Origin of the sequence: Shimia aestuarii, from assembly GCF_022814865.1 — a bacterium.
GTDB lineage: Bacteria > Pseudomonadota > Alphaproteobacteria > Rhodobacterales > Rhodobacteraceae > Shimia > Shimia aestuarii_A.
Window position 1 is genome coordinate 28875 of sequence record NZ_JAKVRD010000010.1, and the last position, 13179, is coordinate 42053.

A 13179-nucleotide genomic window follows, 5' to 3' on the forward strand; every position below is an offset into this window, starting at 1 on the left:
CATGTCGTTCTTCCAAACCTCCCTCACCCTGACCTCTCCAGAAGAGACCGCCGCTTTGGCAAAGCTGATCAGCGCGCAGGTCAAAAAAGGGGATGTCCTACTTCTCGAGGGGGAAATCGGCGCTGGTAAGACCCATTTCGCCCGCAGTCTAATCCTATCCCTGCTCGACACTCCCGAGGACATTCCGTCCCCGACTTTCACCTTGGTGCAAACCTATGAAAGCCTTCTCGGCGAGATTTGGCATGCAGACCTCTATCGCCTGACATCCCCGGACGAAGTGATCGAGCTGGGACTGATCGATGCTTTTGAGGATGCAATCTGTTTGGTCGAATGGCCCGACCGGCTTGCAGAACTTGCACCCGAGTCCGCACTCACCTTGTCATTCTCAATGACTGCGGATCTGGGCCAGAGAGCGCTCACGATCTCATCAAGCAATACGCGCTGGGCGCCCGTCATCAAGGAAGCAATACATGACTGATCGCGCCAGTTTGCTAGACAAATTTCTGAACGCCACCCCTTGGTCGGATGCGGAGCGTGCGCCGCTCGCCGGAGACGCCTCCAACAGGCGGTATCTGCGTTTGGTGCACGATCACAAGACGGCTGTTCTTATGGATGCTCCGCCAGAGAGCGGCGAAGATATCCGCCCTTTCGTAGCGATTGCGCAGGAACTCCGAGACGCTGGCCTTTCGGCGCCTCAGGTCCTTTTCCAAGATAGAGAGAACGGATTTCTTCTGCTGGAAGATCTTGGTGATGACCTCTTCGCTCGTGTGGTAAAGCGGGCACCAGAATTGGAGACTCTACTCTATGAGAGCGCAACGGACGTGCTCTTGTCGCTTCACGCCCATCCAATACGGACAGATCTCGCGGCCTATTCGCCCGCTGTCATGACGGAGATGGCCGCGCTTTCCTATCGTTGGTATCTACGTGGTCACGACCGGCCATTTGAGGAAGCGGCCCTCAAGTTTGAAGCCGCATTCCGCCCGCTCCTTGAGACACACGCCTCAGGGGCGGATGTTCTTATTCAACGTGACTACCATGCAGAGAACCTTCTTTGGCTACCAGAGCGGGACGGTGTTCAACGGGTCGGTCTTCTGGACTTTCAGGACGCCATGAAAGGCCATCGCGCCTATGATCTCGTGTCACTCCTGCAAGACGCACGCCGAGATGTTTCCCCAGCGCTCGAGCAAGAAATGCTTGATCGGTACATTTCTGTTTCGCGCCAACCCGACGATGCCTTTCGCGCCGCCTATCACGCTCTTGGGGTTCAAAGAAACCTGAGGATCATTGGTGTCTTCGCCCGCTTGTCCATGCATTTCGGCAAACCTCACTACGTTGATTTCATCCCGAGGGTCTGGGGCTACCTGCTCCGCGATCTCGCACATCCGGCGCTCGCGCCTGTTCGAAATCTCGTTCTGGACTCTCTGCCAGTACCAACCAAACCCAACCTTCAAACGCTCAAGGACAAATGCGGCACCTTCCCGACTCTGTAATGCTCTTTGCGGCCGGCTTCGGCACGCGCATGCGCCACCTGACCAAGGACCAGCCGAAGCCCCTTGTCAAAGTGGCGGGCGTTCCATTGATCGAACATACCCTGTCCCTTGCCAAAGCGATATCGCCCCGCAAGATCGTTGCAAACCTACACTACAAGCCAACACAGCTCGAGGCTTACCTCCGCAATCAAGGCGTCGAGACGATCCTTGAGACGCCGGACATTCTTGAAACCGGGGGAGGGCTTAAGAACGCTCTGCCCCTTCTCGGGCGACACCCCCTCTTCACCGCCAATACGGATGCGATTTGGCAAGGGCCGAACCCCTTCTCGTACCTGCGGCAAGCATGGAACCCGGATAGAATGGACGCGCTTTTGCTCTGTGTGCCGCTTGAGAATACGCGGGGCCATTCCGGGACGGGCGATTTCATACTTGGTCCGGAGGGCAGACTGCGGCGCGGCGCAGGAGACGTCTATGGCGGGATACAGATCATCAAGACAGATCGCCTCGAAAGCGTCGTAGAGACCGCATTCTCGCTAAATCTAGTGTGGAGCCAAATGCTCGAAGAGGACCGCCTGTTCGGTCTAAGCTATCCCGGAAGGTGGTGTGACGTCGGTTCGCCCGAAGGGGTCGAGCTTGCCGAGACCCTATTGGAGAACCCCGATGCTTGAGGCCAGCGACAGACCGAATGTCTTTGCCATACCGCCCGGCGCGGACTTCCCGAAAGCCCTCGTTGATGGCCTACGAGAGCGATTTGCCAATGACCCGCCTGAGGCGCTCGCGCGAGTCGAGCTTGTCGTAAACAGCGCGCGCATGCAGCGAAGGGTGCGCGAAGTTTTCGACAAGGGACCAGCAGGCCTTCTCCCCCGTATTCGGCTTCTTTCTGACTTTGGTGGCGCGGCATTCGCATCCGATATACCCGCTGCGGTCTCTCCTTTGCGTCGGCGATTTGAGCTTGTGCGCCTGATCGCACAGCTTCTCGAAACGCAACCGGATCTCGCCGCGCGTGCCTCGCTTTTTGATCTTGCAGACAGTCTTGCAACACTGATGAGCGAGATGAACGGCGAAGGGGTCACGGCAGATGATATCGAAGCCCTCGACATCTCTGATCAATCCGGACACTGGGAACGGTCATTGGCTTTCTTCGGGATCGCACGTCGTTTCCTCGAAACGGTCGACGATATGCCCGATTCCGAAGCGCGGCAAAGGCTTGTCATCGAGCGTTTGGCAGAGCGCTGGCAAACTGAGCCCCCTGATCACCCCATCATCCTCGCAGGCTCCACCGGGTCTCGAGGTACAACGATGCTCCTAATGCAGGCGATCGCAAAACTCCCAAGGGGCGCAATCGTCCTTCCCGGTTTCGACGATGAGATGCCGGACTCTGTTTGGGACGTTCTCGGCGGTGCAATGACGGGTGATGGTGACGCGCTGAGCGGAGAAGATCACCCGCAGTTTCGCTTCCGACGACTGATGCACATGCTCGAGATCGCTCCGGGTGATGTGCGTCCATGGCTCGACATCGCGCCGCCTTGCAAGGATCGAAACCGGCTTGTGTCGCTCGCGCTGCGTCCCGCTCCGGTGACGGATCAATGGCTTAGCGAGGGGCCCAAGCTCGGACCGGTCGATAAGGCAACCGCTCAGATGACCCTTCTTGAGGCCCCTTCGGTGCGTGAAGAAGCCATGGCCATCGCGCTGGGACTACGACAAGCAGCGGAAGACGGCAGAACTGCCGCCCTGATTTCGCCAGATCGCGCAATGACCAGACAAGTCACTGCCGCGCTCGACCGTTGGGGAATTCTACCCGACGATAGTGCAGGGACACCGCTACAGCTTAGCCCTCCGGGGCGGTTCTTGCGTCACGTATCGGCTCTATTCCGCCAGAAACTGACTTCTGAAGCGCTTCTCACTCTGCTTAAGCATCCGCTCTGTAACAGTAGCCAAAGCCGGAATGATCACCTCCTTCGCACGCGCGCGCTCGAGCTTTGGGTTCGGCGCAAGGGAGTTGCTTACCCCGATTCCGAGACCCTTAGCGCCTGGGGCGAAGGCCGGGACCAAGAAGACCGCGATTGGCTGGAATGGCTTCTATCGCACCTCGTTCATCTTGAAGACTCCGGAGAGAGAGCGTTTTCAGATCGGCTTGAACGCCATATTACCGTGTCCGAGACGCTTGCGCAGGGTCCGACGGAACACGGTTGCGGCGCGCTTTGGGAGAAAGCCGCCGGACGAAAGGCCGCAGAGATCGTTGCCGATCTGCGGGAAAACGCAAGATTCGCTGGGCCGATCACTGCGTCGGACTATGACGACCTGTTCGGTGCGGTTCTATCGCGCGGCGAGGTTCGAGACCGCGACGCTCCGCACCCCAAGATCCTGATATGGGGAACGCTCGAGGCGCGCGTGCAAGGCGCGGAGCTCGTGATCCTTGGAGGCCTCAACGAAGGAAGCTGGCCCGAAGCGCTCACGCCGGATCCTTGGTTAAATCGCAAAATGCGCCACGACGCTGGCCTGCTCCTGCCAGAGCGCAAGATCGGACTTTCCGCGCATGACTTCGAACAGGCAATCGCAGCACCCGAAGTCTGGCTCACCCGCTCGATCCGCTCTGATGAAGCTGAAACCGTGCCGTCACGTTGGATCAATCGTTTGACCAACCTGCTCGAGGGGTTGCCAAAACAGGGCGGCCCGGCGGCGCTCAAAAAGATGCGAGAGAAAGGCGAACGGTGGCTCTCATATCTCGCAGAGCTTGAACATGTTGACCCAATCGATGCCGAGAAACGCCCCTCACCGCGCCCTCCTTCCGCCGCGCGCCCAAAGAGCCTTTCGGTTACCGAAATCAAGACCCTCATTCGAGACCCTTACGCGATCTATGCCAAGCATGTCTTGCGACTAAAGCCGCTCGACAGCCTCATGAAAACGCCGGACGCAATCCTGCGCGGGATTGCGATCCACGATATCCTCGAAACCTTCGTGCGCGATGCGACGCAAGACCCCACTAAACTCAACCGCGCGCATCTCATGTCTGTCACGGAAGATGTTCTCTCCCGAGATGTGCCTTGGGCCACAGCGAGAACCCTCTATCGGGCACGCCTTGAGCGGGTAGCGGATCACGTTATCGAAGGCGAGAAAACCCGCCGCACCAAAGGCAAACCGATTGCGTATGAACGTGAGGCGTCGGTCGAGATACCGATACCCCCCATGCGGCTTGTCGGGAAAGCCGATAGGATCGACCGGATCAAGGATGGTCGTCTTGTGATCTACGACTACAAGTCTGGCAAACCGCCAAGCGCAAAAGAACAAGAATATTTCGACAAACAGCTCTTGCTCGAAGCGGCGATGGCCGAGCGGGGCGGCTTTCGCGACATTGATCCCGCTGAAGTCGCCGAAGCCATCTATATCGGTCTTTCTAACGATCCAAAGGATGAGGCCGCGCCTCTCGAAAAGACCCCTGCAGCACAGGTCTGGGAAGAGTTCATCGCCCTTATGGCGCATTATGCGGATCGCGACACCGGCTTTACCTCGCGACGGGCGTTCCAATCCGAGAAGGATGTCGGACGCTACGATCAGTTGGCGCGATTCGGAGAGTGGGATGCGACGGACGCACCGGAACCAGAGGACATGAGCTGATGAAGCGCAACGAAGCGACTGAACGCCAAGTCCAAGCCGCCCATCCCTCCGAGTCTACATGGCTTTCGGCCAACGCGGGCTCTGGCAAGACGCGGGTGCTCACGGATCGGGTGGCGCGTCTTCTGCTCAACGGGGTCCTGCCTCAACATATCCTCTGCCTCACCTATACCAAGGCCGCAGCGAGCGAGATGCAGAACCGCCTATTTCAGCGCTTGGGCGCTTGGGCGATGCGCGACAAGGAAACTCTGAGCAAAGAATTGGCCGAACTTGGCGTGCCGGGCCCCTTGGACGATACCGCTCTTCGCAGTGCGCGAACCTTGTTCGCTCGCGCAATCGAAACACCCGGCGGCCTCAAGATCCAAACGATTCACTCCTTCTGTTCTTCAATCCTGCGACGCTTCCCGCTTGAGGCGGGTGTATCTCCGCTGTTCAAGGAAATGGAAGAACGCGCCGCCGATCTTCTTCGCGAGGATATCGTCGAGACAATGGCGCAGGGGGCGGATGCGTCGCTTCTGGCAACCCTCTCGCGTCATTTCACGGGTGAGGATCTTGGCGATCTAACACGCGACATTACGGGCCGCCGGCAGTCCTTCTCGACGCCCAAACCTGCGTCCGACTTTCTCGAGGGCCTCGGCCATGATCGCGATCTAACGCTCGACGCGATCGCCGGACGGGTTTTCCTTGGTGGCGAGGCGGCACTTTTTGAGGCGCTTATGCCAATCTTGAGGGCCAGCAAGATCACAGACAACAGGCTCGCTGACGCTCTGTCTTCACTCACTTCCCTTGATGCTTCCGCACTACCAACGCTTGAGCGCTTTTTCCTGACTGGCGACAGCGCGAAGTCACCGTTTACAGCAAAGATAGATGCGGTTCCGACCAAGCCTGTTCGGGATGCCCACCCAGAACTCATCAACCAACTCAATCCACTTATGCTCCGCGTCGAGGACAACCGGCAAAAAAGAATCGCCGTCCTTGCCGCCGAACGTGCCGCAGCACTCTCTGCCTTCGCCTGTCGTTTTGTTGAGCTTTACGAACGACAGAAGCAACTACGCGGCTGGCTCGATTTCGACGACCTTATTCTGCGCACCCGAGACCTTCTCGAAGACAAGGCCGTCGCTGAATGGGTACTCTATCGTCTTGATGGCGGGATCGACCATATCCTTGTCGACGAAGCCCAGGACACGAGCCCAGTCCAATGGCAGGTCATCGAGCGGCTGGCGCAGGAATTCACCAGCGGATCAGGCGCCCGCAGCGAGGTTGAGCGCACGATTTTCGTCGTCGGCGACAAGAAGCAATCGATCTACAGCTTTCAAGGCGCAGATCCGGCTGAGTTCGACCGAATGCGCGAAGAGTTCGCCGAACGCCTCAAGCCGACTGGGAAATCACTGAAGTCTCTCGGACTCGAATACTCTTTCCGATCCTCCCAAGCCGTGCTTCGCCTTGTAGATACGACTTTTAAACCGTTTCACAACAACGGCTTTCCGCAGGATACTGAGCACAAGGCCTTTCATGGCGATCTTCCGGGGCGTGTTGATCTATGGCCCGTGATCGACAAATCTGTCAGCGCCGAGAAGGACGCGTGGTATCAGCCAGTTGACCGCATCGGGGAGACCCATCACGACGTAATCCTCGCCAACCGCATCGCGGATCAGATCGCACGGATGATCTCAGAGAAAGAGACTATTCCGACCGGAAAACCCGACGCGAACGGCCTTTACTCCCAAACTCCCGTTCAGCCCGGAGACATCCTGGTCCTGGTCCAGCGCCGTAGCACGTTGTTTCATGAAATCATCCGCGCCTGTAAGGCTCGCGACCTGCCGATCGCTGGGGCAGACCGCCTGCGTGTCGGAGGAGAGCTCGCGGTGAAAGATCTCGCTGCCTTGCTACGCTTTCTCGACACCCCAGAGGACAATCTCTCTCTGGCGACAGTCCTCCGCTCCCCCCTTTTCGGCTGGAGCGAACAGGCGCTTTTCGATCTCGCTCATCGTCGCACGAGCACACATCTCTGGCGCGCGCTTCGTGACCGTGAGAAAGACTTTCCGGATACGATGGCCGTCATCTGGGATCTCATGGAGAACGCAGATTTTCTGCGCCCCTATGATCTTATCGAGCGCATCCTGACCCGCCATGATGGACGCCGCAAACTCCTCGCTCGGCTCGGTGCAGAAGCAGAGGACGGAATCAACGCCCTACTAAGCCAAGCGCTTGCCTACGAGCGAAGCGCGGTTCCAAGCCTAACGGGCTTCCTCGTTTGGATGGAAACGGACGATCTCGAGATCAAGCGACAGATGGACAGTGCCGGGAACCGTATTCGTGTCATGACGGTTCATGGCTCAAAAGGTCTCGAAGCACCCATCGTGATCCTCCCCGACACTGCACAACGCAACCCGCGCAATGCCGCGCCCTTGATTGACTTGGACGGCGAGGTTTTTTGGGCGCCTCGCAAAGAGCTCATGCCCGAAGCCCTCACAGGAGAACGGGATCGCGCGAAAGGAGCAGAACTCGAAGAACGTCTGCGCCTGCTATACGTCGCGATGACGCGTGCAGAGAAGTGGCTCATCGTTGCGGCGGCTGGTGAACTCGGTAAAGACGGGCGCGCTTGGTACGATATCGTGCAGGCTGGCCTAACCTCCGCTGGAGCAGAGCCGTTCGATTTCCCGGTCGGGCAGGGACTTCGCTATACGCACGGCGACTGGAGTGGACCGAGTATTGTGCCCGAGGAAGCACCGAACAGAATGCACCTCCAGTTGCCGGCCTATTTCCAAACGCCTGCGCCTTTGGTTGTCGATACAAAGAAAACGCTCTCTCCTTCTGAGCTTGGCGGCGCCAAAGCCTTGCCAGGCGAGGCTGGTCTTGATGAAGACGCCGCAATGCAACGCGGAAGTCGCATTCATCTTCTTCTCGAACACCTGCCGACATATGCCCGAGAGGATTGGGCAAAGGTTGCGCCGACGATCCTTTCTAGCGGTGAAATCTCTCCGTCTCCTGCGGAAACAGCCGATCTTTTGAACGAAGCCCAAAGCATCCTGATCCATCCGAGTTTTGCGGAACTCTTCTCTGCAGAAACGCTTGCCGAGGTGCCCGTGACGGCCGATCTTGGTGCGGCACGCCTTCATGGAGTGATCGACCGGCTCGTTATTGGCGATGACCGAGTACTCGCCGTGGATTTCAAGACCAACGCAATCACCCCTGAAACCCCGGAACAAACCCCAATTGGCCTCCTCCGTCAGATGGGTGCCTATGCGCAAGCCCTCGCTCAGATCTATCCAAAGCACAGGATCGAGACCGCAATTCTCTGGACCCGGTCCTCAATCCTTATGCCTCTCCCGCACGATCTTGTGACAAATGCGCTCTTGGACGGCGGATATCTTGACGACCGGCAGGAGGCTACCTAGGTTCGGCGAACGTTTTCGCTCATTCAGGAGAAACCCAATGGCAACCGTTGCTGTCACCGATGCCACCTTTGAAGCCGAAGTCGTCAATTCCGACGTTCCCGTCGTCGTCGATTTCTGGGCCGAATGGTGCGGTCCGTGCAAAATGATCGGTCCGGTTCTTGAGGAACTGTCCGATGAACTCGATGGCAAGGTGAAAATTGCCAAGGTCGACGTGGACTCGAACCCGAACTCGGCCGCCTCGATGGGCGTGCGCGGCATCCCTGCGCTCTTCATCTTCAAGGACGGCAAGGTCGTTTCGAACCGCGCCGGCGCTGCCCCCAAGGCCGCGCTTCAGGGCTGGATCGAAGAGTCGATCTGATCGCCTCTGATTTTCCGAACAGGGCGTCCCAAACGGGGCGCCCTTTTCATATCAGCCGCCACCCGGCCTTGTGCCTTTCTTCTTCACCGCACATATAGAACGTCAACAAAAGGAGTACGTCATGTCCAACGAGTCCTTTCCCGGATGGCACGGAACGACGATCATCGGCGTGAAAAAAGACGGCGAAGTTGTCATCGCCGGCGACGGTCAGGTCTCTCTTGGCCAAACCGTTATCAAAGGCACGGCGAGGAAGGTTCGCCGCCTATCTCCCGGAGGCCACGATGTCGTCGCCGGATTTGCAGGATCAACCGCGGATGCCTTTACGCTTCTCGAACGACTTGAGACGAAGCTCGAGGCCAGTCCTGGACAGCTCGCCCGCGCATCGGTCGAACTCGCCAAGGATTGGCGCACCGATAAGTACCTTCAAAAGCTCGAAGCAATGCTCATCGTCTCTGATGGTGCGGACATCTTTGTCATCACCGGAGCAGGGGACGTTCTCGAGCCGGAACATGACGTGACCGCGATTGGTTCGGGCGGGAACTACGCGCTCGCCGCTGCCCGCGCGATGATGGATAGCGATAAATCCGCCGAAGACGTTGCGCGCACCGCGATGGCCATCGCCGCAGACATCTGCGTCTACACCAACGGAAAACTCACTGTCGAGAAGATCTCCAAATGACTGACCTGACCCCGCGCGAAATCGTTTCTGAACTCGACCGCTTCATCATCGGCCAGAAAGACGCAAAGCGCGCTGTTGCTGTCGCCTTGCGCAACCGCTGGCGCCGCAAGCAGCTCTCGGATGATCTTCGTGAAGAAGTCTACCCAAAGAACATCCTGATGATCGGTCCGACCGGTGTCGGCAAGACCGAGATCAGCCGCCGCCTCGCCAAGCTCGCCAAGGCGCCTTTCATCAAGGTTGAGGCCACCAAGTTCACAGAAGTCGGTTATGTCGGTCGTGACGTGGAACAAATCATCCGCGATCTCGTCGATAGCGCCATCGCCATGACCCGCGACCATATGCGCGACGAGGTGAAAGCCAACGCCCACAATGCCGCAGAGGAACGTGTGATCGAAGCGATCGCAGGAACGGATGCCCGCGAGTCCACCCGCGACATGTTCCGTAAGAAACTCAAGGCTGGTGAACTTGACGACACGGTGATCGAACTCGACGTTTCGGACAACTCGAACCCCATGGGCGGCATGTTCGATATCCCCGGCCAGCCCGGTAGCCAGATGGGCATGATGAACCTTGGCGATATTTTCGGCAAAGCCCTTGGTGGTCGCACAGTGCGCCGCAAAATGACGGTCGCCGAAAGCTATGAGATCCTGATTTCCGAGGAAGCAGACAAGCTTCTAGACGATGAAACTGTAACCAAAGCCGCGCTCGAAGCGGTAGAGCAGAACGGCATCGTATTCCTCGATGAGATCGACAAGGTCTGTGCCCGCGCCGAAGCGCGCGGCGGCGATGTTTCCCGTGAAGGTGTGCAGCGCGATCTTCTGCCCCTGATCGAAGGCACCACCGTGAGCACGAAACACGGGCCTGTCAAAACCGACCATATCCTGTTCATCGCATCGGGTGCATTCCACATCGCCAAGCCCTCGGATCTCTTGCCCGAGCTTCAGGGTCGTTTACCGATCCGCGTTGAGCTTCGTGCCCTGACCGAAGATGACTTCGTGCGCATCCTGACAGAAACCGACAACGCGCTGACCCGGCAATACACTGCCCTCATGGGCACCGAGGAAGTCACCGTGCGTTTCACCGACGAAGGCATCGCCGCACTCGCCAAGATCGCGGCAGATGTGAACAAAAGCGTCGAGAATATCGGAGCGCGCCGCCTTTACACCGTGATGGAGCGCGTCTTCGAGGAGCTGAGCTTTTCCGCGCCTGACCGTTCAGGCGAAGAGATCGTCGTCGATAACGCCTTTGTCGATAAGAACCTTGGTGAACTGACCAAGTCGACCGACGTCAGCCGCTACGTACTCTGATCCTCACACCGCTCTATCGGCGAAGATAGACATAATAGGCACCGCTCCCGCCGTGGCTGATATGGGCCTCGGCAACCTGTAGCACGAGCGGTGCAACCGGCGGCATCGAGAGCCATTGCGGCACATTGTGTTTGAGGATACCACGCCGGACCGGAATTGGCCCATCATCCGGCCGCGTCTTCCCCTTGCCCGTCACCACAAGAACAAGTCGCTTCCCGCTCCCGTGTGCACGCAGGATGAACCCAATCAACGCCGGATGCGCCTGATCCTGGGTCATGCCATGAAGGTCGATCTTTGCCTCTGGCAACATTTTTCCGCGCTTTAGTCGAGTAAACGCTTTCTTATCCATGTGAACCGGCTGTTTCGCCATACGCTCGGGCAACGCGGGCATAAGGTCATGCCCCGGATGCGCCGTGCGTGCCTTTGATCCAACCTCAAAAGACTGTGTCAGCCTCTGTTTCACGGTTTTGGTGGGTTTCGGCTTGGGCATGGGGGCTTCGTGCCGGGGTCGCTCCGGGTGCATGCGATGCGCAGAATCCGTCACCTTGCGCCAAAGCTCGATCTCTTCCGGGGTCAGGCGACGACGACTCAAAGCACAGCCTCTGGCAGCATGGCATAGGCCCGTTGGATTGGTAGAAGAACGATCATGCGCCCGTCATCCTTGAGATGGCCAGCCGCGCGCCCCGCCTTATCCCCAGTGCCAAAGAAAATATCGGCGCGCTGCGCGCCTTTGATCGCCGACCCCGTGTCCTGCGCCACCATGAGGCGTTTCATCGGGGTCTTGCCCCTTTTTTCGATCCAGACCGGCGCGCCCAATGGCGTAAATTTCGGATCGACGGCGATTGTCCGCATCGCCGTCACCGACCGGTTCATCGCACCAATCGGACCTTGATCAGCAGGCACCTTGGTGACTTCTCGAAAAAAGACGTAGGAATCATTATGTCGCAACAGCTCCTCACCCTCGAGCGGATTGCGGCGCACCCAGTTCTTGATGACCTGTGCGCTTACCTGATGCGCAGTGTAGATGCCCCTCCGCACTAGCTCGACACCGATCGAGCGATAAGGGTGCCCGTTAGACCCCCCATAACCAACCCGGATGTATCCCCCGTCTGGCAGGTGAATCCGCCCAGAACCTTGAATCTGCAAGAAGAAGAGCTCTACGGGATCATCAACCCAAGCAATCTCAAGGCTCCGACCCTCGAGCGCGCCCGACGTTTCGATCGCCCTGCGGCTTAACCAGGTATCGCGCTGCCTGACTTCTGGCGGTGTCCGATACACCGGATAACGATAACGGTCAGTTGGAGTCAGGGAGCCATCGAGCTCCGGCTCGAAGTACCCCGTGAAAAGCGCCGCCGCCCCGTCTTCGATCAGGACCGGGCGAAACAGCAACTCGAAGAATTTCTTCGGATCTGGGAACTCTTCTGCAGCGCGGCAGATCGCCCGCCAATCCGGCGCATCCAATATGCCACAAGTGTTGCGAAAAGTGGCGAGCGCCTCGGCATGGTCATCTTCAGACCATCCGGCAAGGTCTTCGAACTCAAGAACCGAAATCGTGGTCTCGGACATCACCTCAGAACCGGCCATCAAGAGGCCAGCCGAAAGGACCGCCCGAAACCACCGGGTCATTCGCCCGTGGCGACAAGCTGCCAGTTGGGATCGTCCGACCCCATGGCCCGCGCGAAGGTCCAGATGTCCTTCTGCCGCTTGACCTGGCGTTCATCGCCCTCAACGATATCGCCCGCCCGATCGCGCACCACGTGGGTAAGTTCACCAACAAACCGCACGCTGACCTCACCCTCGCGGCTCACCTCGTCGAACTGTGCATCATGCAGCGACATTTCGCGCACGCCGACGAATTCGCTCTCGACGGTCAGTCCCTGCGTTTCGCGTTGTTCCACGACTTGCGCAAAAGCGTCGTAGACGTCTTCCGACAGGAACGGTTTGATCGATGCAAGGTCGCCTTTCTCAAATCCCATAAGGATCATCTCATAAGCGCCGCGCGCACCCTGAAGGAACTCGCCAACCGCAAAGGACGGTTCCGCACTTTTCATTGCGATCAAGGCTTTGGCGGCATCGCTGTCTTCTGCGACGTGATCGGTAATATCAGGATCCGGCCCGCCTTCGATCACCTCGAACTCGCGTTCCTGCTTCGCCGACGAACCCGGCACCTGACGCGGAGGCTCATAGCCATCTCGCGTTCCCAACACGCTCTTGAGGCGAAGGATTAGGAACACTGCGATGCCGGCCAGCACCAGAAGCTGAAGGATGGGCGTATTCATTGGAACCTCATATCGGGCATGGAAACGGGCTTCTACCGCACTTATGTAAGTCACGG

Annotated in this window: 11 protein-coding genes; 8 read left to right on the forward strand and 3 right to left on the reverse strand. The window is 58.4% G+C overall.

Features of this window, described 5'->3' with window-relative positions; translation table 11 throughout:
- Position 1: 1 nt before the first annotated feature.
- From tsaE to hslU, 8 genes are all read left to right on the forward strand, one after another.
- Entirely contained in the window at positions 2–478 is a 477-nt protein-coding gene (gene tsaE, locus MK745_RS11460) for a tRNA (adenosine(37)-N6)-threonylcarbamoyltransferase complex ATPase subunit type 1 TsaE (RefSeq protein ID WP_243613434.1), read from the forward strand.
- Positions 471–1490 (forward strand): aminoglycoside phosphotransferase family protein, encoded by a 1020-nt coding sequence (locus tag MK745_RS11465; RefSeq protein ID WP_243613435.1) that lies wholly within the window; start codon positions 471–473, stop codon positions 1488–1490. The genes tsaE and MK745_RS11465 overlap by 8 nt, the downstream gene beginning before the upstream one ends.
- Positions 1466–2158 (forward strand): nucleotidyltransferase family protein, encoded by a 693-nt coding sequence (locus tag MK745_RS11470; protein ID WP_243613436.1) that lies wholly within the window; start codon positions 1466–1468, stop codon positions 2156–2158. The genes MK745_RS11465 and MK745_RS11470 overlap by 25 nt, the downstream gene beginning before the upstream one ends.
- Entirely contained in the window at positions 2151–5105 is a 2955-nt protein-coding gene (gene addB / locus MK745_RS11475) for a double-strand break repair protein AddB (RefSeq protein ID WP_243613437.1), read from the forward strand. Before MK745_RS11470 ends, addB begins: the two co-directional genes overlap by 8 nt.
- Complete coding sequence (addA, locus tag MK745_RS11480) at positions 5105–8500, forward strand: double-strand break repair helicase AddA (protein WP_243613438.1); 3396 nt, start codon at positions 5105–5107, stop codon at positions 8498–8500. Before addB ends, addA begins: the two co-directional genes overlap by 1 nt.
- A 37-nt stretch (positions 8501–8537) precedes the next feature.
- A complete protein-coding gene (trxA, locus tag MK745_RS11485; RefSeq protein ID WP_243613439.1) occupies positions 8538–8858 on the forward strand; it encodes a thioredoxin in 321 nt (106 codons plus the stop codon).
- A 121-nt stretch (positions 8859–8979) separates the two neighbouring features.
- The gene (gene hslV, locus MK745_RS11490; RefSeq protein WP_243613440.1) at positions 8980–9537 is read left to right on the forward strand and encodes an ATP-dependent protease subunit HslV; all 558 of its coding nucleotides are present in this window, start codon (positions 8980–8982) and stop codon (positions 9535–9537) included.
- Positions 9534–10844: an ATP-dependent protease ATPase subunit HslU gene (gene hslU / locus MK745_RS11495; protein WP_243613441.1), complete on the forward strand. Its 1311-nt coding sequence runs from the start codon at positions 9534–9536 to the stop codon at positions 10842–10844. The genes hslV and hslU overlap by 4 nt, the downstream gene beginning before the upstream one ends.
- 13 nt (positions 10845–10857) lie before the next feature.
- Here the strand turns inward: hslU and MK745_RS11500 are convergent, their stop codons facing one another.
- From MK745_RS11500 to MK745_RS11510, 3 genes are read right to left on the reverse strand one after another with little or no spacing between them, the layout of a single operon-like run.
- Positions 10858–11436, reverse strand: coding sequence for a Smr/MutS family protein (locus MK745_RS11500; RefSeq protein ID WP_243613442.1), 579 nt, complete (start codon positions 11434–11436; stop codon positions 10858–10860).
- Positions 11433–12470 (reverse strand): murein transglycosylase A, encoded by a 1038-nt coding sequence (gene mltA / locus MK745_RS11505; protein WP_243613443.1) that lies wholly within the window; start codon positions 12468–12470, stop codon positions 11433–11435. Before mltA ends, MK745_RS11500 begins: the two co-directional genes overlap by 4 nt.
- Entirely contained in the window at positions 12467–13123 is a 657-nt protein-coding gene (locus MK745_RS11510; RefSeq protein ID WP_243613444.1) for a Tim44/TimA family putative adaptor protein, read from the reverse strand. Before MK745_RS11510 ends, mltA begins: the two co-directional genes overlap by 4 nt.
- Positions 13124–13179 lie beyond the last annotated feature (56 nt).